Here is a 26,727-nt window from a genome sequence, read left to right on the forward strand (position 1 = left end):
GCCCATGTCGCCGGTGGCAACCCCGATCACCGCGCCCTTGTCGTCGTAGAGCACCTCGGTTGCGGCAAAACCCGGATAGATCTCGACGCCGAGTTCTTCGGCTTTGCCCGCCAGCCAGCGACAGACATTGCCGAGCGAGACGATGTAGTTGCCGTGATTGTTCATCAAGGGCGGCATCATGAAATTCGGCAGGCGGATCGAGCCGGCCGGGCCGAGCAGCAGAAAGTGATCTGATGTGACTTCCGTTTTGAAGGGATGATCGGCCTCATCGCGCCAGCCGGGCAGCAGCCGGTCGATGCCGACGGGATCGACGACGGCGCCAGACAGGATATGAGCGCCGACCTCGGCCCCCTTCTCCAGCACGACGACCGACAATTCCGGATTGACCTGCTTCAGCCGGATCGCCGCCGCAAGCCCGGCAGGGCCTGCTCCGACGATCACAACGTCGAATTCCATGCTCTCTCGACTATCGTCTGCGTGTTCTTCGGTCATGATGAATGCCTGATAAATCTCGATATTGGAAAGGATGGGATCAGCGCGTTGGCCGGGCCGGAACGTACCTGTAGTCGTAGAACCCGCGTTGCGCCTTACGGCCGAGCCAGCCGGCTTCGACATATTTGACCAGCAGCGGGCACGGGCGGTACTTGCTGTCAGCCAGCCCCTCATGAAGGACCTGCATGATGGAAAGGCATGTGTCCAAACCGATGAAGTCGGCCAATTCGAGCGGCCCCATCGGATGATTAGCGCCAAGCTTCATGCCGGTGTCTATGGCTTCCACGTTTCCGACACCCTCATACAGGGTGTAGATCGCTTCGTTGATCATGGGGATGAGAACGCGGTTTACGATGAAAGCCGGAAAATCCTCGGAGACAGTGACGGTCTTGCCGATGGACTCGGCAAAAGCCTTAGCTGTAGCGAAGGTCTCTTGATCCGTTCCGATGCCGCGAACCAGCTCGACCAGCTTCATAACCGGTACGGGATTCATGAAGTGTATCCCTATAAAACGATTGGGTCTGTCGGTTGACGCGGCGAGCCGCGTTATGGAGAGCGACGATGTGTTCGTCGCCAGGATCGCGTCGGGCTTGAGGACGGTGCATACCTCGGCAAAGACCTTCCTCTTGATGCCTTCATTCTCGCTAACAGCCTCGACGACCAAGTCGGCGCTCGCCAAATCCGGAAGGGAAAAAGCTCCCTTTATGCGTAAGATCGCCTGCTCAGCCGCCTCGCCCGGCATTTTGCCGGTTTCGCCCTGACGTCTGAAATATCCGGCACTTGCTTCGATGCTCGCACGGACTCGATTTTTATCGAGATCGTAGACCAAAGCCTCATACCCATGTTTCGCTAAAACTTCCGCGATCCCGGTCCCCATCTGGCCGGCGCCAATGACGGCGACGGTAGAAATCTTATTCGCTTTAGGCATGCGGCCTCTCGGTGATGCGTAGGTTGAAGGACGATCTGCGCCGAACAGGCGATGGAAAATTAGAAGAACGCCTGGAGGCCCGTCTGCGCACGCCCAAGGATCAGGGCATGGACGTCGTGGGTGCCCTCGTATGTGTTCACCGTCTCCAAGTTCTGCGCGTGACGCATGACATGATATTCGATCTGAATGCCGTTACCGCCGTGCATATCCCGGGCTTGCCGCGCTATGTCGAGCGCCTTTCCGCAGTTGTTGCGCTTGACGATCGAGACCATTTCCGGAGCCATCCTGTGCTCATCCATCAGGCGGCCGACGCGAAGCGAGCCCTGCAGTCCGAGCGTGATCTCGGTCATCATGTCGGCGAGCTTCTTTTGATAAAGCTGCATCCCTGCAAGCGGTTTGCCGAACTGCTTGCGGTCCAGACCGTATTGACGAGCGCGGAACCAGCAGTCCTCGGCCGCGCCCATGACGCCCCAGGAGATGCCGTAACGGGCACGGTTGAGACAGCCGAAGGGTCCCTTGAGACCGGAAACGCCGGGCAAAAGCGCATCCTCGGTCACTTCAACACTGTCCATCACGATTTCACCTGTGATCGAGGCACGCAGCGAAAGCTTGCCGCCGATCTTCGGGGCCGAAAGGCCCTTCATACCCTTTTCGAGAACGAAGCCGCGTATTTCGTTATTGTGGGCCTCCGACTTTGCCCAGACGACGAAGACATCGGCAATCGGCGAGTTCGAGATCCACATCTTCGAGCCGCGCAATCGGTAGCCGCCGGCGATTTTCTCGGCGCGGGTCTTCATGCCGCCCGGATCGGAGCCGGCGTCGGGCTCTGTCAGGCCGAAGCAGCCGATCAGATCACCCGAGACGAGGCCTGGCAGATATTTCTTCTTCTGCTCGTCGGAGCCGTAAGCGAAGATCGGGTAAATGACCAGCGAGGACTGCACGCTCATCATCGAGCGATATCCGGAGTCGATACGCTCGACCTCGCGAGCAATCAGTCCATAGGCAACGTAGGATGCGTTCGCGGCCCCGTACTCCTCCGGCAGCGTGACACCGAGAAGGCCGGTCTGCCCCATCAACTTGAACAGCTCCGGGTCGGTCGCTTCTTCGAGATAGGCTGCCTCAACGCGCGGCAGGAGTTCGGATTCTGCGAAAGCCGCGGCGGATTCGCGGATCATCCGCTCATCTTCGGTCAGCTGGTCATCGAGCAAAAAGGGGTCATTCCAAGAAAAGGCCAAGATCGTCATCCTCCCGTTGAGGTTTCTCGCAGTTCGATTTGAGGGAATTAGAACCGCTTTTCCGCAACTGGGAAAGCGAGGTTTACTCATCGGCCTATGAGCTATAGTAATAGCTTATGGCAAACCTCTCGCGAAGACTCCTTCCCTCGACTTCAGCTCTCGCGGCTTTCGATTCCGTCGCGCGGCTGAGCACTTTTTCTGCCGCGGCCGAGGAGCTTTCCCTAACGCAAGGAGCCATCAGCCGACAGATCGCCGCGCTAGAGGAACAACTGGGCGTTTTGCTGTTCGAACGCAGCAGCCGTGGCGTCATCCTCACGGAGGCCGGTACAGACTATGCGCGGGCTATTGCCGGCGCTCTGGCGGAAATCCGCTCCGCCTCACTGCAGGCCATGACCAAACAGCATAACGATCAACTCAATCTTGCCATCTTGCCAACATTTGGCACCCGCTGGCTGATGCCGCGTATTCCGCGGTTTGTCGCCAGACATCCTGAGATCACATTGAACTTCGCAACGCGCATCGGGGTGTTCGATTTCGACCGGGACGACATCGACATGGCTATTCATATCGGCCAGCCTGATTGGCCCGGTGCGGAAAGCACATTTCTGATGGAGGAGATGGTAGCACCGGTGGCGTCCCCGTTTTTTCTCCGTTCACATCCCATCTTGAAGGCTGAAGATCTGCTTCGCCTTCCGCTGCTGCAGATGGCATCCCGTCCGGGAGCCTGGAGCCACTTCTTCGAGAGCCTCCAAGTCAACGGCACTCCATCGCAGGCCATGCGGTTCGAACAGTTCAGCAACGTCGCCCAAGCCTGCATCGCCGGGCTGGGGCTCGCGTTGATGCCGCTTTTCCTCATCGACTCCGAGCTTGCGAATGGCCAGCTTGTTCAAGCCTTTCCGCATCAGGTCAAAAGCCCCAGCGCCTACTATGCGGTGGCGCCGCTCAGCAGGAAGGATTTCCGTCCTGTCGCGGCGTTTCGCGCATGGCTTCTGGAAGAAGTCGCGCATTACCAGAAAGGCATTGCCGGTTGATGCAGCCATGCGGTCGCAATAGCAGCCTGTAATACGCGCCCATTCGACCGTTCACTCATGCCCGATTGCACGCGTTCTTGACTCTTCAGCCAAATCCTGCCAGCCTATGCTAACGTTAGCACAAGGAATAGGCATTTGCATCTTCAATTGAGGAAAGCAGGCATGCAGGGAAGACGCCTGACGGCCAGAGCCTTGGTCAAAGACGTTCGGCTTCTCGGCCGACTGTTGTGTGAGGCTATTGAGGCCAGCGACGGCAAAGAGGTCCGCGAGATTGTGGAACAGGTCCGCAGTCTGTCGGTGACAGGCCGCAGAAAGACCAGCCCGCGTTTGAACGACAATCTTGCTCCCTTCTGCGCCGGCATGCCTCCGCGCACTCTGAAGCGCGTGGTCCGCGCGTTCAGCCAGTTCTCTCAGCTCGTGAACATCGCAGAAGACGCTCATCACGCCAGAGCGCAGCGCCTCAGCATCGTCGATGGCGAACCTGCCATGCCGGGGACGATTGCCAGATCGCTTTCCGTTCTGGCTGCCGCCGGAATAGAGGCGAAAGATGTCCGCAACCTGCTTTCTGAAGCTGTGGTCTCGCCTGTATTTACAGCGCACCCGACCGAGGTTCGGCGCAAGAGCGTTATCGACATCGAGCAGGAGCTTGCACGATGCTTGAGCCGGCTCGACCAGGCCGGCCTGACTGCGCAGGAAGTGGATCGATATCAGGAAGATTTGGAAAGAGCGACGACCACGCTTTGGCAAACGAACAGCTTGCGAGGACGGAAATTGCAGGTCGTGGATGAAATCCTCAACGGCCTGTCCTACTATGACAGCACGATTTTCCATGTTATCCCGGAAGTTTATGAGGATCTCGAAAATCAACTTCGAGGCTCACCCTGGAGGTTTGGCCAGGACGCGCTGCCGCCATTCCTGCGCATGGGTTCCTGGATCGGCGGCGACCGGGATGGCAACCCTTATGTCAATGGCGAGACACTGAAGGAGGCGCTCCGGCTGCAGAGCGAGAGGGTTTTTTCTTTCTATCTCGGCGAGCTGCACAGCCTTGGCGCCGAACTTTCCTTGGATGATCGGTATGTAAAGGTTTCGCGGGACCTTCAGCGCCTCGCCACTGACTCTCCCGATAGATCGGAGCAGCGCCGGCAGGAGCCATATCGCCTGGCGATCTCAGGCATCTACGCTCGCCTGGCGGCCACGGCCCGCAAATTCGGCAGCACGGAATTGGTTCGTGAGCCTGTAGCCGCCGCCCCCTCCTACGGGAGCCCCGCCGAATTCGCCGAAGACCTGGCGACGATCAGCAAATCCCTGATAACCAATGGCGCAGAAAAGATCGCCGCTGGAAAACTGCGCAGCCTCCAACGCGCCATAGAAGTCTTCGGCTTTCACCTTGTCAGCCTCGATTTGAGACAGAATTCGGAGGTTCACGAGCGGGTCGTTCATGAGCTTTTCGAGAAGGTGCGCCCCGGCACAGGCTACGAGGCGCTCGCCGAGAACGACAAGATCCGCTTGCTCACCGAGGAACTTCGGTCGTCCCAGCTGCTGGTTACACCGCTTAAGACCTATTCGGCCGAGACGATGTCGGAGCTTTCCGTTCTGCGTGAAGCCGCCGAAGCCCATAAGCGCTATGGCCGCGCCAGCATCCCGAATTACATCATCTCGAAGGCCGGAAGCCTTTCCGACCTTCTGGAGGTCATGGTTCTGTTCCGGGAGGTGGGACTGTTCCGGCCCGATGAGCCCGAAGCAGCCTCCGTCAACATCATACCGCTTTTCGAGACGATCTCGGACCTTCGAAGGTCGCATGAGGTGATGCGGACAGTTTTGGCCATCGAAGCCTATCGGGCGTATCTGGGCGCACTTGGCGGCAAACAGGAGATCATGCTCGGCTATTCCGACAGCAACAAGGATGGCGGTTATCTGACTTCGGGATGGGAGCTCTATAAGGCAGAGATGGCCTTCATTCAGCTCTTCGAACGTGAAGGGATCCGCCTCAGCCTGTTTCACGGCCGCGGCGGTTCCGTCGGCCGCGGCGGCGGCCCAAGCTATGAGGCCATCACCGCCCTGCCCCCCGGCGCCGTTGCCGGCTCGATCCGGCTGACCGAGCAAGGCGAAGTCATTGCAGCGAAATATTCCAATCCAGCACTCGGTCGCCGAAATCTCGAACTGCTGATCGCCGCGACGCTGGAAGCGTCTTTGCTGCCTTCCGACGCACAAGAGCCGGATCCCGAATATCTCGGCGCCATGGAGGAGCTGTCCGACCTGGCTTTTGGTGTCTATCGCTCGTTGGTCTACGAAACCGAGGGATTTGAAAAGTTCTTCTGGGAAGCCACGATCATCGGCGAAATAGCAAAACTGAATATTGGCAGCCGCCCGGCCTCACGCAGCTCGTCTCGTCGCATCGAAGATCTCCGTGCGATACCCTGGGTGTTCGGCTGGTCGCAGAGCCGTATCATGCTGCCGGGCTGGTTTGGATTTGGCTCGGCCGTCAGACACTGGCTGGCCGGACAACCGGACGGGTTGCGAACCCTTCAAAGGATGCATCGGGACTGGCCCTTCTTCCAGACGCTGATCGCGAACATGGAGATGGTGCTGGCCAAAACCGATATGGCGATCGCGGCGCGGTACGTGGACCTCGTCCCTGACACATCCGCCCACGAGAAAATCTTCGCACGCATAAAAGACGAGTGGGAAGCGACGACGGCCGCATTATTCGCCATAACGGAGCAGGCCTCGCTCCTGGAGAATAATCCGGCGCTGAAGCAGTCTATCCATCATCGCTTTCCATGCCTCGATCCTCTTAACCACATGCAGATCGACCTTCTTCGCCGCCATCATGCGGGAGAACGAGATCAGGAGACGGAAGAGGCGCTGCATCTGACAATCAATGGAATCGCCGCCGGGCTGCGAAACAGCGGATAGCTCGCCGCCGAAGCAGGCGGCGCAAGCTTATTTTTCTTGACCTTGGTGAAATTATTGCGCTAACGTTTGCACAAACTGGGAGGAAATCATGACACGGACCGTGCTGTTGACGGACTACGCCTGGCCGGATGACAAGGTCGAGCGCGAGGTGATCGAGAGGGCTGGATTTGTCCTCATCAGCGGCCCTGCCGAGCCGTTGCCCTCTGCCGAGATCGACGCTTTGGCTGCAGAGCATCGGCCGCACGCGATCCTGACCTGCTGGGCCCAGGTCAGCGAGAGGGCCATCGCTGCATCTCCCAATCTCAAGATCGTCGCTCGCCTCGGTGTAGGCCTGGACAATATTGCAGTCGATGCTGCGACCGAGCGAGGAATTTGGGTCACGAACGTTCCCGACTATTGCGTCGCAGAAGTGTCCGACCACGCAATCGGTTTTGCAATTGCCTGGGCCCGCGGCCTGATCCACTTCGATCGCGAAGTTCGCGAAGGCCGCTGGGACCCCGCTTCGGCAAATCTCCGCAGGCTTTCGGAGCTGACCTGCGGCATCATCGGCTTCGGTCGCATCGGCCGTGCGACGGCAGCAAAGATGCAGGCGCTGGGATGCCGCGTGGTGGCGCACGATCCCCATGCCTCCAATGTCCCCGCCGATGTGGAGCTTGCCGACTTCGATACGCTTCTGGCCAAGAGCGATATCGTCATTGTCCATGCGCCGCTTTCGCCGGCGACGCGTCATCTGATCAACAAAGACGCCATCTCGAAGATGCGTCGCGGAAGTCTGCTTATCAACGTCAGCCGAGGCGGCGTCGTGGATACTGCTGCCGTGATCGAGGGCTTGGCCTCCGGCATTCTGAGCGGCGTCGGTCTGGATGTGCTTGAGGATGAACCCCGGGTACCTCAGGAGCTGCTCGCTCATGCCGGGGCGATGATTACGCCGCATGTCGCCTTCTCCTCGGATGCTTCGCTGATCGAACTGCGTCGCCGGGCAGCGGAGGAAGTCGTCAGGGTTCTTTCCGGAGAGATGCCCGAACAACCCCGCAACAGCCCCCGCCGCTAATGCCGCAAGGACACTGGTTTTATGTCTGTAGACGAGACGACGATTTTCGACGATTTCCTGCTGAAGAGCGGCCTGAAGAGCGCTTCCGAGGAAGCGATCTACAAGCCCCTGACGGGTGGTGTTTCTTCAGATATCTATCGCGTGGAGCTCCCCGGCCGGCTCATCTGCGTGAAACGCGCCCTTGCCAAGCTTAAAGTATCTGCCGATTGGCAAGCGCCGGTGTCGAGAAACCTATACGAATGGAACTGGATTTCCTTCGTGGCGGAGCATTTCCCTTCTGCCGTTCCGAAGCCTCTCGCGCACGACGCGCCGTCTGGTGTTTTCGCAATGGAGTTTCTTCCGAGCGACGACTACCCGCTCTGGAAGACCAACCTGCTTCACGGAAGCGTCGACCGAAAGGCGGCAGCGGTCATTGGCCAGCGGATTGGACAGATCCATTCCGTCAGTGCCCGCACACCGGGGTTGCCGGAAAAATTTGACTCCGGATCGAACTTTTATGCTCTTCGGCTAGAGCCTTACCTGGTGGCCGCTGCCGCCAAACATCCTTTCGTCAGCGATCGTCTCGCCGAGCTGGTTGAGCGCACTGCCGGAACAAAGCTGGCGCTGGTCCACGGCGATGTCAGCCCGAAGAACATCCTGTTGGGCAGAAACGGTCCTGTCTTCCTGGATGCCGAATGCGCCTGGTTCGGCGATCCGGCTTTCGACCTGGCCTTCTGCCTGAACCATCTGTTGCTGAAGAAGATCGTTGCCGGAAAGGCGGCATCCGAGCTTGCATCGTCATTCGCGGCCTTGACGGCAGCCTACATGGATCAGGTCGACTGGGAGGATCGGGACGCTCTCGAGGCCCGGGCCGCAAGCCTGCTGCCCGCACTCTTCCTCGCTCGGGTCGACGGCAAATCGCCCGTCGAATACATAACCGACGAATATCAGCGCGAAGCGGTCCGCAAAGCCGCCATCCCGCTGATCGCATCGCCTCCGCAAAAGCTCGCTGACGTGGCGCAGGCCTGGTTTCCGTAAGGAACCCAGGCTTTTCCGGAGCCATACGCTTTTCACGTCAGATGAAAAAGAAAACGCCACCGCGCTGTGTTCGCGATGGCGGATGAAGTCTTGCTCTGCTGCGGCTCAGAACCTGGCGACCCAGCTTTCGAACGCGACCAGGAAGCTCTCGATGAACTTCTGGGTTCCTTCATTGAGGAATACCCCATGGTCGCCCACCAATTTGTCTGCCGTGCTGAGGTAAACCTCAGGCTGGGGCATGGTCGGCACGTTGATGTTGGTCAGGATAACCCGGAGCTGGAGTGCTGCGGCAGCGCCGCCAATCAGACCGGGAGAAGCCCCGGTCACCGCACCGGGCTTATGATCCCATACGCTTTTCCCGAACGGTCGAGAGCCGACTTCGATCGCATTCTTCAATGCCGCGGGTACGGATCTATTGTATTCCGGTGTCACGAAGATTGCGCCATCGCAAGCCTTGATGCGCTCGCGGAAGGACGTCCATTCCGCCGGCGGCGTCTCGGTTTCCAGGTCCTGGTTATAGAGCGGAAGATCGCCGATCGGCACGATTTCCAGGTTCAGCCCGTCAGGCGCTACTTTCTGCATTGCACGGGCAAGCTTCAGGTTGATAGAAGCCTGACGAAGGCTTCCGACCAGGACCGCGATATCTTTCTTGGACATGTTCTCTCTTCTCGCGTGAGGGCGGCGCCGACCGCAGCCGGCGCCGGTGATTGTTATTGGTAGGCGGCAGGAACCGGAGGAATGACCACGTAGTTGCTGAAGCCGCCATCGCGTTCGCCGATCCCGGAAATGGCTTCATTCACCCGCTCGAGCGGATAGATCTTGTGCTCGAGATAGGAGAGGTCGAGCGCGCCGGTGCGGACCATGTCGGCCATTTCTTGCCCCTGGGCAGCGCTGAACCAGTTGGAGCCGATGAGCTGAACTTGCTCGTCCATCAACCACTTCACATCGACCGGAACATCTTCCGCCACGCCGCCAACGACAACCACACGGCCGCCTCGACGAACGCCGCGCATGGAGTCGACCACGGTCGCAGCGGGAGCTCTCGCGCCCAGCGCGCTGATAACAAAATCCACTCCCTCGCCACCGGTTTGGGCCTTTGCCCATTCTCCCGTCGAGCCCTCGCCGAGCATGATCGTGTCGATGCGGTCGGGAGCGATGGCCTTGATGCGGTCCATCAGCTCCTTGTTTCTGCCGGTGCCCAGAATTTTGGAGAGGCCCATCGCAAGAGCGAGCTTGGTGGCCGCGACGCCGAGCGTGCCGGTAATCCCGTCGATGAGGCAGACCTGGCCGGGTCCGGCCTGTGCATTCTTCAGGGCGCCGTAGGATGTGCCGAGATAGCCGAAGCGGCCGGCCTGTTCGAAGCTGAGATTGTCCGGCAGGCATACGAGTGAATATTCCGGGGCGGTCATGTATTGGCTGAAGCCGCCGTAGGGATAAAGATCGAAGATTCGTTGACCATCACGGCTGGTGCTGAAGTACCCGTTCAAGGTGTAGTAGCGGCATTGGCTGCGGTTGCCTGACCGGCACGCCTTGCAGGAACCACAGGATCTGAGAGGGCTGACATAGACACGATCGCCAATTTTGACATTGGTGACCGCCTCGCCCACTTCGGCGACGACCCCGGCCGGATCCAGGCCGAACACTGCCGGAAACTTCGGCAGCGGCTGGTGGGGAAACCAGGTTGGCCAGTTATTGATGACGTTGGCCATGTTGGGCACGATGCCGCAAGCCCTGACCTGCACCAGGACATCGTTGGGCCGGGGCGCGGGAACCGGAATCTCATCCAGCGACATCGGCTGATGCAGAGCATGCAGCCGAGCAGCGATCATAGTTTTAACCATTAACTCCTCCATGGGACATCGGTCGGACCGTGCCCGACCGAATGCATTTTTTTGTTTCAGACAGGTGCGCTGCAGTGCCGAGCGGCATTCGTCAGGGGACCAGGAACTCCTTTCCAGCCGGTCGGAAGTCCGCCGGCCAGACAGTCACCCAGTCCTTCCCTTGAACCTGCTTGAGCTTTGTCGATGGCTTCCCGGCATTGAACTTGCCGTCGAAAGTCCTTGGCCCGACGACCGTCTCAACCGCATTCGAGCGCAACCATGCAGCCATCGCGGCGTCGTCCAGCTTCCCTGCCCCTTCGGCTGCTGCCGCAAGGATTTGCCACGCAGCATATTCGACGGCGGCCTGATACTCGGTGCGCGGATAGGGGAAGCCTGCCGCCTTCGCCTTGCTGCCATAAGCGCTTACGAACTCCTGGGCGCCGTGATACTTGAGGAACGGTTCGTGCTCCTCGAACCAGGTCAGCGAGGTCAAGCCATTCGCTTTGGGGTGGGCTGCGGTCGGGCCGGGTGCCGGGAACAGGTAGAACTGATTCCTTGGTTGGTAATCGATCCGGCTCATTGCATCGAGAAGCTGCACTGCCTCCATGCCGATCGCACCGGACCACAGCAGATCCGGATCGGCCGCCTTGATGCGGTTTGCGATTGCGCCGAAGTCCTTCGTGCCGAATTCGTATTCGAGGTCCAGCACGCTTTTGATGCCACGCTTGTCGGCAACCTGCTGACCGCCCTTGGCGATCGTCAGAGCCGACGGGAATTTGCTGGTGACGAAGGCGATCGTCTTGGGAGGGGTCGGCAGGCTGGCATAGGCATCGAGAACGACTTCGGTGTCGGTCAATTGCGGCTCCGCCCCGATCGGAAGCGAGGGGAACTGCAGCGGATAGGGTGCGAGGCTTGGGTCGCCAAGGCTGCTCTGAACGAGCATCTTCTTGAACCGAGCGGCAACACCCATTGCTGCGATAATCGACGACGTGCCGTAAGGTCCCATCAGGAGATCGACCTTGTCGGCGGTCACCAGGCGCTCGTAAAGGGTTCGCGCATTGGCGGGAAGCGATTGGTCGTCAAGAAGGACGAACTCCACCTTCCGTCCGAGAATACCGCCTTTGGCGTTGATCTGTTCGACGAACACCTCTGCCGCGAGCTTATGGATTGCGCCGACGCCCGCAAGCGGACCTGTCAACGGCAGCGTTCCGCCGACGCGGATCGGTCCCTCCTGGGCGAAAACCCTCGGCATCGAGCTGAAAGCTGCCACGGCGGCCGCAGACCCGAGAAATGCACGTCTATTCAGTTTAATGGATTTCACACTCATCTCATCCTCCCAAGTGCTTCCGGCATGTCATCGCGCTCACGGGCTCGCGGCGCGTCAGTCTCCTGCCGCCGGCGGCAGCTTTCAGCTCTTCGCGAGCCCTTCTGCGTATCGTTCGAGCGTCATCGGGTTCGGCATTTTCTCGGGATGCTCCAGCGGTACTCCCGCAAATTCGCTGGCCTCGAAGAACCATTTCGAGACGGCCGGCATTCCCCAATGGACATTGGTGCTAAGGGATGCCGCGTCCCAGCGAATGGGCTCCAATTCCGCATCTATCGTGGTGTAGTGATTGTTGAAGAACTCCACCCGGTGCCCATCCGGATCGCGCAGATAGACGAAGAGGACTCCCGATGGACCATGACGTCCGGGCCCGCGCTCAATGCTGTCTCCATATCCGTAACGGCTGGCAAAATCGCATACGGCGAAGATGTCGCTGCTTTCGGGAACCGTATAAGCAAAATGATGCAGCTGCGGGCCGATGCCGGGCACCAAGGCCAGGTCGAGACAGACACCTTTGCGATACATGAAGTTCGCAATGAGAGTGTCGCCCGCTGCTATATATTCCGAAGTCCGGAAGCCGAGTTCGCCGTAGAAAGCGCTGAGACCCAGCGGATCCGCAACCATGATCTGGCAATGGTCCAGGCCCTGGGCTCGGGCGCCACGATGTTCATGCACTGCGAGAAACTTGCGGGGATGGACGCTCATGCTGGAGCAAAGCTCGATGCGAGCGCCCGACGGATCGCTGACAAGCAGTGTCCGCCCTTGGTTTCGAACCTCGACCCATTCTGCCGGAAGGCCCTTCTCCTCGAAGAAGACCTTGGCCTTATCCAAGTCCTCCTCCAGGAACACCCGATAACCTATCCGCCTGCACGCCGGCTTGTCGCCGGCGGGTGCGAGGACGAGACTGTGGTGGCAGGCCTCGGACAGCCCGCGAAGGTAGGAAACACCATCCGTGAATTCTGTTTCGACGAGGCCGCCGACATTGACATAGAAGTCTCGGCTACATCCCACATCGTTGACTTCAAGCACGACGTGACTGAAGCGCGTGATGTTGAAGGGAGGCTTCAAATTAACAGCCGGAAGCATGTTATCCTCGTTTGGTTTTGCTAACGTTAGCATAAAACGGCCGGGTATTTTGTCAATGCCTGTTTTGCGCAAGACCCGCATCCGGCCCCATCCAAATCCTAACTTACAGCAGCAACAGCGGCTGGCTTTTCAGCCAGGTCCAGCGCCGACCATCCGGCGAACGAAGCCTCTTTTCCAAGCGCCTCCTCAATCCGGAGAACCTCGTTCCACTTGGCCATTCGCTCGGAGCGGGAGAACGATCCGACCTTGAGCTGCTTGGCATCCCAGCCGACCGACAGATGGGCGATCGTCACATCTTCCGTCTCCCCGGATCGCGCCGAAACGATCGTCCGAAAGCCCGCCTTCTTGGCAACGGAGAGCGCCTCGAAGGTCTCGGTGATGGTGCCGGCCTGGTTCGGCTTGATCAGAACCGCGTTGGCGCTTTTATCCTTGATCGCTTCGCTTACCCGCGCCGCGTTCGTCACAAAGAAGTCGTCGCCGATGATCTGGCATCTGGAGCCGTAGCGGGCGGTGAATTCCTTGAAACCGTCCGCATCGTCCTCGGCGAGCGGATCCTCGATGGAGACGATCGGGTAGGCCTTCAACCAGCCGCCGAGCATGTCGATCATCTTGGCCGTATCGAGCTGCCGCCCCTCCAGTGCCAGCGAGTATCTGCCCTCTCGGCCGAATTCGGAAGCCGCTATGTCAAGCGATATCACGACCTCGCCGCCGGGCCTCAGACCGGCAGCCTCAATCGAACGCACCAGGGCATCGAGTGCTTCTTCATTGCTGGTGAAGGCTGGCCAGTAACCTCCCTCGTCCGCCACGCCCTGAAGTTTGCCGGCGCGCTTCATGATGTCCCCCGCAGCGCGATAGACCTCGGCAGTCCATTCCAAGGCTTCCGAGAAAGTCGAGGCGGCGGGGCACATGATCATGAAATCCTGGACGTCTACCCGGCGCGCCGCGTGCGCGCCGCCACCGAAAATCTGGATTTCCGGCAGTGGCATGGTTATGGCGTTGCCGGAGCCCGCGAGATACCGCCAGATCGGTTGATCGGCCGCAGCCGCCGCGGCGTGGAGCAGCGCCATCGACGTTGCCACCGACGCATTTCCACCCAGCCTGCTCCGGTTCGGTGTGCCATCGAGCGCGATGATGGCGCCGTCCAGTTCGGCTTGATCCTTGGCATCGCGGCCAACCAGCAACTTGGCGATTTCGCCGTTGACGGAGGCAAGGGCTTTGTTGATCCCCAAGCCGGCAAGAGCGCTGCCGCCGTCTCGAAGATCGAGAGCTTCGCCGGTGCCGGTCGATGCACCGGCTGGCGCGATCGCCCGGCCGATCGCGCCGGAGGCCAGCTCGATCTCTACCTCGACAGTGGGCCGGCCACGGGAATCCCAGACGCGACGGCCCTGCACTTTTCGGATTTCGGTGTTGTTCATGTTCAGTTGGTCCACAAGGTCAGATTGAGATTTGGATCATTGAGGCTCACAGGCCGTCATCGTAATCCGTCGTATCGGGGGTCGGTGCGCCAACCAGCACCACGGCGATGGTTGCCGGCCTGTCGCTTTTGTTTCGCCAGGCGTGACGGGTGCCGTTCTGCACGAAGGCGTCGAACTGGACCAAGCGGGTCTCATTACCATTGTCGAGCTCCATCCAGATCTCGCCGTCGAGAACGATTCCATAGTCGACGGTAGGCGTTTGATGTTTGCCATCCGGCTCGAAGCGTTCGGCCAAGCCGGGGCTGACCGCAAGGTTCTCCGCCATAGCCGCCGGACCATCGAAATCCGGAGACATAAAAACGGAGTCTGGTGGGAACGTTAGCACTAAAAAGCGCGTTTCGCCCGGCTCAGGAACGAAGCTCGTCACCAAAGGAGTTGGATCAGTTCCGTTGAACGGAACGGCTGTGGAAGCCGAAGTCGCCCAAACCATCCGCGACACCAGACCTGGGACGGTCCTGAATATGTCAGTGCGCGGAACGGCGCGGTCCTCAGCAAACCTGGCAATACCCTGACTGCTGTGTTCCGTCACGACGCGGCGAACATGCACGGGAACTCTCCCGCTCGAATTTTCAGATACCAAGATACGCCTCCCTGATGCTTGGATCATTGATGAGAACCTCGGGCGCTCCGGAGGCCGTCACGCGGCCTTGCTCGATCACGTAGGCCTGATGGGCAATTTCAAGCGCCTTGTTCACATTCTGCTCGACGAGCAGCACGGCTACGCCCCGCTCGTTGATCATCTGGATGATTTTGAACATTTCTCCGACGATCAAAGGCGACAGCCCGAGCGACGGTTCATCCATAAGCAGCACGCGCGGCTTGGCCATCAGCCCGCGGCCGATGGCAACCATTTGCTGCTGCCCACCCGATAAGGAGCCGGCCAGCGAATCCTGACGCTCTTTCAACACAGGGAAAAGCTGAAACACCTCTGCGAGCGTCGCATCGCGCTCCGCACGAGCCTGGGAGCGGTATGCACCCAGCAACAGGTTGTCCAGGACCGTCATCGCCGTGAAGAGGCGCCGCCCTTCCGGGACCACGGCTATGCCGTAATCGCAGACCCGATGGCTGGGCACTTTGGAAACGTCGTTGCCCTCGATGACGATCCTTCCCTTGTGCGGCCGAAGAATGCCGGCGATGGCATTTACCAGCGTCGTCTTTCCCGCTCCGTTCGGGCCGACGACCGAAACGATCTCGCCCGGCCCTACACTGATAGACAGGTCCCACAGAGCGATCGCGTCTCCGTAGCCGACCTCGATCTTATCGACCTCAAGCAGCATGACTGCCTCCCAGATATACGCTGACCACTGCCGGATCTCGCATCGTTTCGCCTGGATGCCCAAGCGCCAGAACCTTGCCTTGATCCAGCACCGCGACACGGTCCGCCAGTGCGACAACCGCACGCATGAGGTGTTCGACGAAGATGATCGTCGTACCGCCGGATTTGATCCGCTTGATCATTTCGACCGCATGGTCGACCTCGGCCGGATTCAAGCCGCAAAGCACCTCATCGAGCAGGAGCAGACGTGGTTTTGCGGCCAGCGCCCTGGCGAATTCGACAAATTTTCGGTCATGCAGGTTCAAGGCTTCCGGAAGCACGTCGGCCTTATCGGCCAGGCCGGTGAAGGCGAGCGCCTCCCCGGTGGCTGCATCGACAGCAGCCGCGCCCATGCCGTCGGCGCTGCCGAATTTCGCGCAGAGCCGAACGTTTTCGAGGACCGTCAGATTGTCGAACAGGCGCGGGATCTGATAGGTGCGCGCCACGCCCTGCTGCGCGATCAGATGCGGCGATCGACCGGAAATCTCCTCGCCTTCCAGTGTGATTTTACCCGAGGTCATGGAGTAGTGACCACTGATCATGTTGATCAGGGTGGACTTGCCGGACCCATTTGGCCCAACCAGAGCCAGGATTTCGCCCCGTCGGACCTCCAAAGTCACGCCGGTCAAGGCACGGATGCCGCCAAAGGATTTGGTGACATCCTCGCATTTGAGAAGCACCGGACCGGAACCTGCTTGGGCTGAAGGCGCGAACTGCGTGACGACCTGAGCAAACCCCATCGGTGCGCCAGCTCCGCTGCGCCTGTCGGCAAACCTGCGAACAAGACTGGGAACGATGCCGGACGGCAGCACCAGGATGACGACGATCAGCGCAAGAGCCACACCCGCACGGCCGAATTCCGCATGAGCGCCGCTGACGATGGCGCTTTGCATCACGGTGATGATCACCGCACCGATCGCAGGTCCAGCCCAATGGCGGGCTCCACCAAGAATGCTCATGAGCACGACATAGAGAGGAACGGTCACCGCAAACGTTTCGCCAACGGTGACGTAGCCGACATATACGGCGTGGATCGCCCCCATTGCACCGGCAAGCGCCGACGAGACCGCAAACGAAATCAGCTTATAGCGGAACGTCGGAACGCCTTTCACTTCTGCGACGTCTTCATCGTCGTGGATTGCCAGCAAGCCCTGACCGAATTTGCTGTGAAAGATGAAATAGGATGTCGCCAGCGCAACAAGGGCCGCAATGAACCCGAACATGTAGAGGGAGCCGGACGCCGTTGCGCCGATCATCGGGATTTCGATCCCTGAAAGGAACACGCCTGTGCCCGAATCGAGCGCGGTGTTCGACACAATGGCCGCGACGACAAACGTCACCGACAGCGTCAACAGCGCGAAGAACTCGCCGCGCAGAGCACCCGAGCGAAAGACAACCAGTCCAATCAGAACGGCGACCACGGCCGCAAGCAGGGCCGCGGCAGGTATCGTCGCGACGAAGGGCCACGACAGCTGCGTCGTCAGCGTGGCCGTCGTATAGACCCCGATACCGAAAAATGCAGCGTGACCAAAACTCCAGTAGCCCGTGTAGCCGCTGAGGATACCCCAGCTCGTTGCCAGCACGACCCAGAAGAAGATGATGTACAGATAGGAAAGGTAGTAATCCGCCATTCCCAGGTAAGGCAGCGAGGCGAGGATCGCCACGACAGGCGCTGTAATCAGGAGCTTTTTCATGGTCAAATCACCGGTTTGCGCAGGAGGATGACGATGAGCACGCTGAATGCGACGAGCGGCGCCCAAGCGGGGTTCACGACGGACATGGTAAGGCTCTCGGCCACACCGATCAGCATTCCGGCGCCCAGCGCGCCAATAGGGCTGCCCAATCCTCCAATGATGGCGACAGCAAAGACGACCCCGATCCAAGCCTCGATTTGAGATGGAGCCAGAGTTCCGATCAGGGCGATAAAGACCCCGGCGATCCCCGCTGTCGCCGAGCAGAGGCCGGCCAGAATGTATGACACGCGCGTCGAATTGATTCCGAAAGCCGACGCTACGGGAGCGTCATGGGCGGCGGCGCGCAATGCCTTGCCGAGCATTGTCTTGTTCAATGCGTACCAGGCCGCTCCGGCAAGCACGCCGGCGCAGGCAAAAGCAGAAAGCTCCAATACGGGCACGAAGATCGGGCCGAGCCGTATGGTGGTCTGCGCATAGGGCGTTTCGTAGCGAAGGAAATCGGCCGACCAGATCCATTGGATCAACGACTCGATCAGGATTGTGACGCCGAAGGTCACAAGTAGAGAGGCGAATTCCTTCACCTTGAAGCGCACGAACACGCTGTGCAGCACAATGCCGAGCGCGAAGAACAGCGGAGCGATCAGAAGAGCGCTCAAATATGCCGGAACGCCATGGACGGTACCGAGCTGGTAGGTCAAGTAGGCACCGAGGAATGCCAGCGCGAAGTGGCTGAGATTCACAAGCTTCAACAGGCCCCAGCTCAGGCTGAGACCCATCGCCAGCAGGCCATAGATTCCGCCCAACAAGACACCGCCAACAGCGGATTGCAGGAAAAGAGCGACGGTCATGAGGATCTACGTCCCTCTGCGGACATGATCAACGCCGGGAACACCAGAATATCCACGTTATGCCTCCTCCCGTTTGCGCTAACGTTTGCACAAACATTCGTCCCACAGCACGGCTCTCATGTCAACGGCCTTAAAGAAGTTAATTGATTGTCAAGCGCCTCTGCGCGCCCAGCACCACCGGTGCGGCAAGCCCGTTCGAGAAGATTAAGCATCTGAAAGGTTTTTATTTTACATGGCGATTGGTCGCCGCACCCGGGCGTCGGGGGCGAAAATTAAATGATTGCTACTTAAACGGTATGAGAGGTTTGACAACTGCGATGTCAGTGCTATCGTTGGCCAAAACAATCATTCCGAGCCAAGCACAATGGTAACAATTAAAGACATCGCGGCGATCCTTCAAGTTTCCCCCTCGACCGTGGGCCGCGCTCTTGCCGACGATCGCCGCATCAGCGCTGAGATGAAGCGAAAGGTGAATGAAGCCGCAGCGCAAGCGGGGTACGTTGCCAATCGTGCTGCTCGCATGATGCGCGGGGTGCAGAGTAATCTCGTCGGGCTGATCGTTCCAGATATCCGGAACAGCTTTTATTCGACGATTGCCCACGCTCTCTCGCAGTGCCTTCTTTCGGCGAATTATCAGCTGACCTTGTGCGAAACCGATGACGACAGAATGCACGAGCTTCGCCACATCAAGGAACTAACGAGCGCCAACGTCGCCGGGATCATTCTGGTCCCGAGCGCAAAACCTCATCCCGATTCCGCGCGAATCCTGAAGATGACACCTCACATCCAATTGCTGCGAAGGGCACCGCTGCTCGGCGACCAATGGTTTGGGATTGATGACCGACGGGCGCTTTACGAGAGCACGGAACACATCATCAACGCAGGTCACAAACGGATCGCTTACATCGGCGGCACGGAAGAACTGCCCACCGGCGCGGCTCGCGTGCAGGGTTTCCGGGACGCGGTGAAAAGCTCCGGCCAAGCGATCACCGTGCATGAGGAGCTTGGCGCGCCCTCCTCGCCCGAATTCGGACGGGAAGCCGTGCGTCGCCTTCTTTCCCTAAAGGATCGACCGACGGCGCTTGTGATCGGCGCGGTGCAAAATACCTCCGGCGTCATCGACGAAATCCAGGACCAGGCCCTGAGCGTTCCCCGAGATATTTCGGTCGTCGGATTTGGTGATGAGCTTGGGTATCGATGGTGGGGTCCGGGACTGACGACGGTCCAATTGCCCGTTTCGGAGCTGGCAACCGCCTGCGGGCTTTGGTTCCTGCACCACCTTCAGAACAAGGGTGATCTCAGTAAGCCCTACAGCTTCATCTCTCCGCCCCACCTGGTCATCCGCGGTAGCACGGGCACTCCGTGAAAAGCCGGCAGCGGTCGATCTCCCGCAGCAAGCGGAATCAGAGAGAGGCGCCCGTCCCGTGACACGCACCTCTCTTCGATCGGCTGCGATTCATCCCGCATCCAGGGCCGGACGCTGAAAGCTCTGGAATTATCTTGATGAGCGCCGCCAAGACCATACGGCAAGCCGAGGCGGCGCTGGTTGGGCGCCGCCGGCCTGCTCAGCGATATCCCTCTTCAAGATCGATCTTCAGCGCGCCCATCAGGCGAACACCGGAATTGTACCAGGCGACATTGATCGAGAGCTCGACAAGCTGCTTTTCCGACAGAAACTTTGCGACTCCGTTCCACACTTCATCGGAAACATCGACGTCCAGCGTGGACTCCTTGGCAAAGGCCATCACAGCCTTTTCCTGCTCGTCAAAGAGATCCGAGGTCTCGAAGTGCGCGATTGCATGGAACTGCTCCTCCGTCAGGCCGGCCTTGAGCCCATGAGAATGATGATGCTTCACCTCGTACTCGGAGTTTGTGCAGTACCCGACCGTTAGGATGGCCATCTCCCGCAGCTTCGGGCTGAGGTCAGCCGCCCGCACCGCATTGGCATAAGTGAGGAAATCGCCGAGGATCGCGGGAGCGTTGGCGAGCGCCAGAAAGATGTTTCCGGTCGGAACCTTCCTCTCCTTCAGCAGACGCTCATTGAGCGCAGGTTGTGTCTCGGCCAACTCGGTATTCGAGACATATTTTACTCGTGCCATTTCTCCACCCTCAACTTCACCTGGACAAATCTCCCTGTTCAACGTGGCCCGATGCGGAACCAGTCTTTGCAACAGGTGCTAACGTTAGCATTAATAGCATTGGTAATTCTGAGGTCAATCAGAAATTTTCGCGCCGCGGCGGACCCCCTATAAGAGATTCCGCTAGTGCGATGCCGCAACCACCGGATTTTTCAGAACACCGATACCGGGAATTTCCACCTCGAGTTCGTCGCCGGGAACGATCGGCCCAACGCCCGCAGGCGTACCGGTCATGATTACATCACCGGGCAACAGCGTCATGAAGCGGCTCAAATAAGCAACGATGTCAGCAACGGAATAGACCAGGTCTCGCGTATTTCCCGCCTGTTTGACGGCGCCGTTCTGACGAAGGATGACGTCAAGATTGGTCGGATCGAGATCGGTAACGATGGCCGGCCCCAACGGTGCAAAGGAGTCGTAACCCTTGCCTGCCAGCAGGCAGCCAAACTTGCTTTCCTGCCGCTGTATGATGCGGTCGCTGATATCGTTTCCGCATGTGTAGCCAAGCACATGCCGCAACGCATCTTCCTTGCTGATGTGGCGTCCGCCTCTGCCTATGATGGCGACCAGCTCAGCTTCGTAGTGGACGATTTCGCCATCGCTCGGATATTCGATGGCATCTCCATTGCCGCTCGCCGCGGTGCTGGGTTTCATGAACAACACCGGAAGCGTCGGCTGCTCCTTTCCGGACTCGTCGGTGTGCTGTCGGTAATTGTAAGCGACCCCAAATATCCGGGGCCGTTCCACTGGGCACAGCAGACGGACGTCGGAAAGGTGATCCTCCTTCCCCGTCCGCTCGATACCTTCGAACGGTTCGCCGGCTAAGCGATCGATCCTGCCCTCACTTTCGACCCCATAGTAAATTCCGTCGACGGACCGGTAGCGCACAAGCTTCATGTTGATCTCCATTTTTGCTAACGTTAGCGCAACCGGCTGACCTCGTCAACGCGCCCTGTTCCCTCCCGTTGCCTTGGCCATCATCCGCTCGGAAATCGAATTCGATTGTCATAGTTACGCGCATAAACCGCGCGGGCCTGGCTCACCGGTCATTGCAGCATTGCAGCATTGCAGCGCATATGTAAGGTGGCCGCGTTCATGCGGAGACTGAATCGTTGATGACGACGGCGGACTATATCGCTCTGGCCTTCTTTGCCTGTGTCTGGGCGGGTTATTCCTGGCTGTTGAAGGGCCGCACCTTCTTCGGCCGCACCAGCCTGACCCATGCGATGACCGAACGGCGGCGAGATTGGATCTACAATTCGCTGCGCCGCGACCTGAAGATGATCGACACGCAGATCATGGCCGGCCTGCAGAACGGCACGGCCTTTTTCGCCTCCACCTCGATTTTCGCGATCGGCAGCTGCTTCGCCCTGCTCGGCGCGACGGAGAAGGTCGACGCCGTCTTTGCCGACCTGCCCTTCGTCTTCCACAGCGGGCATGCCGCCTTCGAGATGAAGGTCGGCGGTCTTGCGGCGCTTTTCGGCTATGCCTTCTTCAAGTTCGGCTGGTCCTATCGGCTGTTCAACTATTGCACCATCCTTTTCGGTGCCATCCCGATGATGCGCGACACGGAGAGCGACGTCATCGCCGCCGAGCGCGCCGCCGAACGGGTCATCCGCATGAATGTCATCGCGGGCAGCCATTTCAACGAAGGTCTCAGGGCGATCTTCCTCTCGATCGGCTATCTCGGCTGGTTCATCAACCCTTATGTCTTCATGCTGACGACGGCGATCGTCATCTTCGTGCTGACACGGCGGCAGTTCTTCTCGGAGGCACGGCTGGCGATCATGGATGCCGGCCCGCCATCCAATCTTCACCTTTCCGCTCTTCGCCGCGACATGCCGTCGAACGACGGAAATGATCTGACCGGGAGACTTTGATGACCATGCCGGCAATGCAGGCCGATGCGGCGGCAAGACCGCCACGCATCGGTCTACTGGATACGGCGCGCGGCATCGCGCTGATCGCCATGGCGAGCTACCATTTCTCCTGGGACATGGAGTTCATGGGATATCTCGCGCCGGGCACGGCCGAGACCGGCTGGCTGAAGATCTATGCCCGGGCGATCGCCACGACCTTCCTCTTCATCGTCGGCGTCAGTCTGGTGCTTTCCAGCACGCCGACGATTCGCTGGCCGTCCTTCTGGAAGCGTTTCGGCATGATTGCCGCGGCAGCCGCGGCCATTTCGATCGTCACCCGCATCGCGATGCCGGACGGGTGGATCTATTTCGGCATTCTGCATTGCATCGCGGCGCTCACGCTCATCGGCATCGTTTTCATCCGGCTGCCGCTCGCCGTCACGCTCGTCGTCACATTGGCACTCCTGGCCGCCTGGATCATCGACAATTTCGGCACGCCGGGCCTGCTGCGCTCGTCCTTTTTCGATCCGCGATATCTCGCCTGGATCGGCCTTGCCGAAATGCCGCAACGATCGAACGACTACGTGCCGCTGTTTCCCTGGGCAACGCCGTTCTTTGCCGGACTGAGCGTCGCCTCGATCGCCATCAGAACCGGTCTGCCGCACCGGCTTGCCGCTCTTGGCACCGGCTCCTGGTGGCCGGCGCGGCTTGGCCGCCACAGCCTTGCCTTCTATCTCATCCACCAGCCTGTGCTGATCGCCATCGCCTACGGGCTTTCCCTTCTCGTCCCGCCGCCGACGCCGGATCCGGCGGAAACTTACCTAAGGCAATGCAACTCCACTTGCGTGATGCAGCAAGGTGAAGCGCTCTGCCGCAGTTTCTGCCAGTGTACGCTCGGAAAATTGCAGGCCCAAAACCTGTTGATCCCACTGCAGGCAAACGAGATCGACGTCCAGAAGGATGAACGGGTGCAGACGCTCGTCACCGAATGCAGCGCCGAGGCGGAATAGGGACCGACGAAGGCTCTGCCCCCGTTATCAGGTGGTGACGCCGATTTCGGCGAGGCGGCCGAGGCAGGCTTCCTCGATATTGTCGAGTTCCGTCAGCGTGTCGTCTATATCCTTGCGCTTCTGGCGCAGGTCCTCACGCTTCTCGTCGACGCGCTTCATCAGAAGCTTCAGCTGGCCGAGTTCGCCCGGCGGCTCCTTGTAGACCTGGATGATCTCGCGAATTTCCGCGATGGTGAAACCGATCCGCCGCCCGCGCAGGATTTCGCCAATCAGCCGGCGGTCCGCCGGCCGGAACAGCCGGGTGCGCCCTCGCCGCTCCGGATGGATCAGTCCCTCGTCCTCGTAGAATCGGAGCGTGCGCGTCGAGACACCGAATTCGCGCGTGAGCTCCGTTATGCTATAATATTTGTTCACCGGCATGTGTTCCCCGTCGTCGAACCGGCAATAATATTGACTTTTACGTAATAGTCAATTTCAGCCACCATTCAGATGCCGAACCACCAGGTCGCGATACCGAGAAAGGCGAAAAAGCCGGTACAGTCGGTCACCGTCGTGACGAAGACCGAGGAGGCGATGGCCGGGTCGGCCCCCATCTTGTCGAGCAACAGCGGCAACAGGATGCCGGCAAGGGCTGCCGCCATCAGGTTGATGATCATCGCCGCCGCGATCACGCCGCCGAGCTGGTAGTCGTGGAACCATGTGCCGGCAATCGCACCCATGATCGTCGCGAAGATGACGCCGTTGAGGATGCCGACGCCCGCCTCTCTGCGGATAATGCGGCCGGCATTGTAGATGTCGAGATCGCGGGTGGCGAGCGCGCGCACCGTCACCGTCATCGTCTGCGTGCCGGCATTGCCGCCCATCGAGGCGACGATCGGCATCAGCACCGCAAGCGCGATCATCTTCTCGATCGAGGCGTCGAACAGCCCGATGACGCTGGCCGAGAGCATCGCCGTGCCGAGATTGATCAATAGCCAGAGGAAACGCGAGCGCGCCGTCGAAAGCACATTGTCGGACAGCTCTTCGTCGCCGACGCCGCCGAGGCGCTTGATGTCCTCGTCCGCTTCCTCATGGATGACGTCGACGACGTCGTCGATGGTCAATACGCCGACCAGCCGGCCGTTTTCGTCGACGACGGCGGCCGAGAGAAGGTCGTATTGTTCGAAGAGCTGGGCGGCCTCTTCCTGGTCCATCTCGGCAGGAACCGGATGGTTGGTTTCACGCATGATCTGCTCGATCTTCGTCTGCCGCTTGGTGCGCAGGATCTGATCGAGATCGACGGCGCCGAGCAGCTTGAAGGTCGGATCGATGACGAAGATCTGCGAAAAGGAATATGGCAGATCCTCCTCGTCGCGCATGTAGTCGATCGTCTGGCCGACCGTCCAGAACGGCGGCACGGCGACGAATTCCGTCTGCATGCGGCGCCCGGCCGAACTTTCCGGATAGTCGAGCGCCCGGCGCAGCCGCACGCGCTCGGTAAACGGCAGTTGCGCAAGGATCTCTTCCCGGTCTTCCTTGTCGAGATCTTCGAGAATGTAGACGGCATCGTCCGAATCGAGCTCGCCGATCGCCGCGGCGATCTGCTCGTTCGGCATCTGGTCGACGATTTCGCGGCGGATCGCCTCGTCGACCTCGGTCAGCGCCGTCATGTCGAAATCTTCGCCGAGCAGGCGCACCAGCGCCAGCCGCTGATCCGGCTGGATCGATTCCAGCAGGTCGCCTATTTCGGATTCATGCAGGCGGGCAACATTCTGGCGCAGGAACAGCGTATCGCGATCGGCGATCGCGGCGCCGACGAGGGCCAGGAAATCGCCGCGGACATTGCCGTCCTCGTCGTAAATATCCGCTTCCTCGTCATCGCGCCGGCGAGTGCGGTCTTCCGTATCGGTCGTCGTCATCTGCCGCCCTCGCACCTGGTTCGAATTTCAACGACTGCCGCGCCGCATTCGCAAATGTCGGCCGAAAACACATTGTCAACAAGCGGATAGTAAATCCCGCGCAAGGCTTCCCGCAGTCGGAATTTCTGCTCCTGCTAGCTCAAAGCATCCCTGCCGTAAAGCGCCAAACCGCGCTTCTTGATGACAATAGCTACGACCGGCGATAGTTTCCCGTCGTTCAAACCGAGAAAGCCCGCTTCATGCCCGTCCGTCCGATCCTGCGTTATCCGCATCAGGCGCTGAACACCGTCTGCGCGCCGGTGACGGCCTTCGATGCGTCGCTGGCCGCGCTGGCCGACGACCTGCTGGCGACGATGCGCGCAGCCCCCGGCGTCGGCATCACCGCCGCCCATATCGGCGTCTTCCTTCGTGTGACGGTGCTCGAACTCGACATGGCCGACGGCGTGCGCCTCTATGTCAATCCTGAGATCACCTGGCGGTCGCAGGAGACGATGATCCATGCCGAGGGCAGCGTCTCCATGCCAGGCGCCACCGACGAAGTCACACGCCCGCGAGCGATCCGATTCCGCTATCAGGATGCCGACGGCAAGATGCACGACGCGGCCGCCGAAGGTTTCCTCGCCATTTGCATCCAGCACGAGGTCGACCAGCTCGACGGCATTTTCTGGCTGCAGCGGCTTTCGAGGCTGAAGCGCGACCGCCTCGTCAAAAAATGGGAGAAGACGCAAGGCTGACAAATCGCCCGTCGCGCCGAACCATTCGCCCCTGTCGGCGTTCTCCCGCAGAGAAACAAGGAGCGACCATAATGGCAAGGATCGGTGACAAGACCCCGATTTCACGCGAGGCCCCCGAGCTTTCCCGTGAGGAAGATTATCGCGACCTCGAAGAACGCAATCTCGACGATGGCTGGCCCTATGCCGACGGCACCGCTGCCAGCGACCCGGCCAACCGCCCCTACGGCGAGACCAAGGCAAATTTCGACAGCGATCCCAACCAAGGCTTTCGCATCGACGGCACGGATAAGGACGGCAACGAGAACCGCCTGAAGGATTCGCTGCGCGCCGGCACGATCGATCGTGACGACAGCGACGAGCTCGAGGCGCGGGTAAACGACAATCTCGAAAACATTCCGGAAGTCGACATCAACAGTATCGAGGTCCATGCCGACGGCCACGTCATCACCCTGGAAGGCTCGGTGGAGACGATCGGCATTGCCCGCAAGGTCGAGCTCGGCGCGCTTTCAGTCGACGGCGTCTATCATGTCCGCAACAAGCTGCAACTGACCGGCATCGACGCCCATATCCCCAACGAAGACTGAACCTCATGGGTGACATGGCGATCAAAACGGGAGGCGAGCCGCCGCCTCCCGTATGGCTGCGCGCCTAACATTACCAAAATTTAACAATTTGGGATTGTAGCGAGCACAGGCATCTGGTGGCCCTTTTTTGTTGGCGGCTGCCGTAACGGAAACGTCAAGATCGTTGACAAGACCGTGATTTCATTTGAACAAAAGGCCGATGGCCAACCGTTTTCCGTTCACAATTTCGCCTGAATTGGGGCGCGAACTCTTAACTCGCCGGGGATGGTTTA

25 protein-coding genes are annotated in these 26,727 nt (G+C 59.7%); 9 read left to right on the top strand and 16 right to left on the bottom strand.

Features of this window, described 5'->3' with window-relative positions:
• The 3 genes from CO671_RS05290 to CO671_RS05300 all read right to left on the bottom strand — a co-directional run.
• A partial coding sequence (locus tag CO671_RS05290) for an NAD(P)/FAD-dependent oxidoreductase (RefSeq protein WP_141514448.1) occupies positions 1-492 on the bottom strand: 492 nt, incomplete at its 3' end.
• 40 nt (positions 493-532) lie between these two features.
• Positions 533-1,420: a 3-hydroxybutyryl-CoA dehydrogenase gene (locus CO671_RS05295; protein WP_010035299.1), complete on the bottom strand. Its 888-nt coding sequence runs from the start codon at positions 1,418-1,420 to the stop codon at positions 533-535.
• 59 nt (positions 1,421-1,479) lie between these two features.
• On the bottom strand, positions 1,480-2,664 hold the full coding sequence (locus CO671_RS05300) for an acyl-CoA dehydrogenase (RefSeq protein WP_097605084.1): 1,185 nt from the start codon (positions 2,662-2,664) through the stop codon (positions 1,480-1,482).
• A gap of 107 nt (positions 2,665-2,771) precedes the next feature.
• On the opposite strand from CO671_RS05300, the gene CO671_RS05305 reads away from it, so the two are divergent.
• From CO671_RS05305 to CO671_RS05320, 4 genes are all read left to right on the top strand, one after another.
• The gene (locus tag CO671_RS05305) at positions 2,772-3,686 is read left to right on the top strand and encodes a LysR family transcriptional regulator (protein WP_097605085.1); all 915 of its coding nucleotides are present in this window, start codon (positions 2,772-2,774) and stop codon (positions 3,684-3,686) included.
• 162 nt (positions 3,687-3,848) lie between these two features.
• Positions 3,849-6,602 carry a phosphoenolpyruvate carboxylase gene (ppc, locus tag CO671_RS05310; RefSeq protein ID WP_097605086.1) on the top strand — a complete coding sequence of 918 codons (2,754 nt, stop codon included), beginning with the start codon at positions 3,849-3,851 and terminating at the stop codon, positions 6,600-6,602.
• 88 nt (positions 6,603-6,690) lie between these two features.
• On the top strand, positions 6,691-7,653 hold the full coding sequence (locus tag CO671_RS05315) for a C-terminal binding protein (RefSeq protein WP_097605087.1): 963 nt from the start codon (positions 6,691-6,693) through the stop codon (positions 7,651-7,653).
• Positions 7,654-7,674: 21 nt separating this feature from the next.
• Positions 7,675-8,670, top strand: a complete 996-nt coding sequence (locus CO671_RS05320) for an aminoglycoside phosphotransferase family protein (protein ID WP_097605088.1) — start codon at positions 7,675-7,677, stop codon at positions 8,668-8,670.
• A gap of 105 nt (positions 8,671-8,775) precedes the next feature.
• Here the strand turns inward: CO671_RS05320 and CO671_RS05325 are convergent, their stop codons facing one another.
• From CO671_RS05325 to CO671_RS05365, 9 genes are all read right to left on the bottom strand, one after another.
• Complete coding sequence (locus tag CO671_RS05325; protein ID WP_010029870.1) at positions 8,776-9,327, bottom strand: NAD(P)H-dependent oxidoreductase; 552 nt, start codon at positions 9,325-9,327, stop codon at positions 8,776-8,778.
• A 53-nt stretch (positions 9,328-9,380) separates the two neighbouring features.
• On the bottom strand, positions 9,381-10,499 hold the full coding sequence (locus CO671_RS05330) for an alcohol dehydrogenase catalytic domain-containing protein (protein WP_170964946.1): 1,119 nt from the start codon (positions 10,497-10,499) through the stop codon (positions 9,381-9,383).
• 103 nt (positions 10,500-10,602) lie between these two features.
• Positions 10,603-11,760, bottom strand: a complete 1,158-nt coding sequence (locus tag CO671_RS05335) for an amino acid ABC transporter substrate-binding protein (protein ID WP_245424950.1) — start codon at positions 11,758-11,760, stop codon at positions 10,603-10,605.
• 138 nt (positions 11,761-11,898) lie between these two features.
• On the bottom strand, positions 11,899-12,900 hold the full coding sequence (locus CO671_RS05340; RefSeq protein WP_097605090.1) for a VOC family protein: 1,002 nt from the start codon (positions 12,898-12,900) through the stop codon (positions 11,899-11,901).
• Between the two features lie 98 nt (positions 12,901-12,998).
• Positions 12,999-14,315 carry a phosphopyruvate hydratase gene (gene eno, locus CO671_RS05345; protein ID WP_097605091.1) on the bottom strand — a complete coding sequence of 439 codons (1,317 nt, stop codon included), beginning with the start codon at positions 14,313-14,315 and terminating at the stop codon, positions 12,999-13,001.
• Between the two features lie 46 nt (positions 14,316-14,361).
• Complete coding sequence (locus CO671_RS05350; RefSeq protein ID WP_097605092.1) at positions 14,362-14,955, bottom strand: cupin domain-containing protein; 594 nt, start codon at positions 14,953-14,955, stop codon at positions 14,362-14,364.
• Positions 14,945-15,652, bottom strand: coding sequence for an ABC transporter ATP-binding protein (locus CO671_RS05355; RefSeq protein ID WP_010031599.1), 708 nt, complete (start codon positions 15,650-15,652; stop codon positions 14,945-14,947). The genes CO671_RS05350 and CO671_RS05355 overlap by 11 nt, the downstream gene beginning before the upstream one ends.
• Positions 15,642-17,384: a branched-chain amino acid ABC transporter ATP-binding protein/permease gene (locus CO671_RS05360; protein WP_097605093.1), complete on the bottom strand. Its 1,743-nt coding sequence runs from the start codon at positions 17,382-17,384 to the stop codon at positions 15,642-15,644. The genes CO671_RS05355 and CO671_RS05360 overlap by 11 nt, the downstream gene beginning before the upstream one ends.
• A 2-nt stretch (positions 17,385-17,386) precedes the next feature.
• Positions 17,387-18,232 (bottom strand): branched-chain amino acid ABC transporter permease, encoded by an 846-nt coding sequence (locus CO671_RS05365; protein ID WP_170964930.1) that lies wholly within the window; start codon positions 18,230-18,232, stop codon positions 17,387-17,389.
• Positions 18,233-18,596: 364 nt separating this feature from the next.
• Here CO671_RS05365 and CO671_RS05370 point away from each other — a divergent pair, with 364 nt between their 5' ends.
• Positions 18,597-19,598 carry a LacI family DNA-binding transcriptional regulator gene (locus CO671_RS05370; RefSeq protein ID WP_010028953.1) on the top strand — a complete coding sequence of 334 codons (1,002 nt, stop codon included), beginning with the start codon at positions 18,597-18,599 and terminating at the stop codon, positions 19,596-19,598.
• A gap of 199 nt (positions 19,599-19,797) precedes the next feature.
• On the opposite strand, the gene CO671_RS05375 is transcribed toward CO671_RS05370, so the two are convergent.
• Positions 19,798-20,373 carry a carboxymuconolactone decarboxylase family protein gene (locus CO671_RS05375; protein WP_245423959.1) on the bottom strand — a complete coding sequence of 192 codons (576 nt, stop codon included), beginning with the start codon at positions 20,371-20,373 and terminating at the stop codon, positions 19,798-19,800.
• Positions 20,374-20,493: 120 nt separating this feature from the next.
• Positions 20,494-21,267, bottom strand: a complete 774-nt coding sequence (locus tag CO671_RS05380) for a fumarylacetoacetate hydrolase family protein (protein ID WP_097605425.1) — start codon at positions 21,265-21,267, stop codon at positions 20,494-20,496.
• Between the two features lie 218 nt (positions 21,268-21,485).
• Between CO671_RS05380 and CO671_RS05385 the strand changes: the two genes are divergently transcribed.
• Complete coding sequence (locus tag CO671_RS05385; RefSeq protein ID WP_064685816.1) at positions 21,486-22,250, top strand: DUF599 domain-containing protein; 765 nt, start codon at positions 21,486-21,488, stop codon at positions 22,248-22,250.
• The gene (locus tag CO671_RS05390) at positions 22,250-23,239 is read left to right on the top strand and encodes a heparan-alpha-glucosaminide N-acetyltransferase (protein ID WP_097605096.1); all 990 of its coding nucleotides are present in this window, start codon (positions 22,250-22,252) and stop codon (positions 23,237-23,239) included. Before CO671_RS05385 ends, CO671_RS05390 begins: the two co-directional genes overlap by 1 nt.
• Before the next feature lie 27 nt (positions 23,240-23,266).
• On the opposite strand, the gene CO671_RS05395 is transcribed toward CO671_RS05390, so the two are convergent.
• Together CO671_RS05395 and mgtE are read right to left on the bottom strand one after the other, a co-directional pair.
• Positions 23,267-23,659: a MerR family DNA-binding transcriptional regulator gene (locus CO671_RS05395; RefSeq protein ID WP_011425479.1), complete on the bottom strand. Its 393-nt coding sequence runs from the start codon at positions 23,657-23,659 to the stop codon at positions 23,267-23,269.
• 65 nt (positions 23,660-23,724) lie between these two features.
• Positions 23,725-25,137 carry a magnesium transporter gene (gene mgtE / locus CO671_RS05400; protein WP_097605097.1) on the bottom strand — a complete coding sequence of 471 codons (1,413 nt, stop codon included), beginning with the start codon at positions 25,135-25,137 and terminating at the stop codon, positions 23,725-23,727.
• A 239-nt stretch (positions 25,138-25,376) separates the two neighbouring features.
• Here mgtE and CO671_RS05405 point away from each other — a divergent pair, with 239 nt between their 5' ends.
• A complete protein-coding gene (locus CO671_RS05405; RefSeq protein WP_097605098.1) occupies positions 25,377-25,871 on the top strand; it encodes a peptide deformylase in 495 nt (164 codons plus the stop codon).
• Positions 25,872-25,942: 71 nt separating this feature from the next.
• Entirely contained in the window at positions 25,943-26,455 is a 513-nt protein-coding gene (locus tag CO671_RS05410; RefSeq protein WP_097605099.1) for a BON domain-containing protein, read from the top strand.
• Positions 26,456-26,727: the final 272 nt, after the last annotated feature.

Origin of the sequence: Rhizobium sp. M10, from assembly GCF_002531955.1 — a bacterium.
GTDB classification, from domain to species: domain Bacteria; phylum Pseudomonadota; class Alphaproteobacteria; order Rhizobiales; family Rhizobiaceae; genus Rhizobium; species Rhizobium etli_C.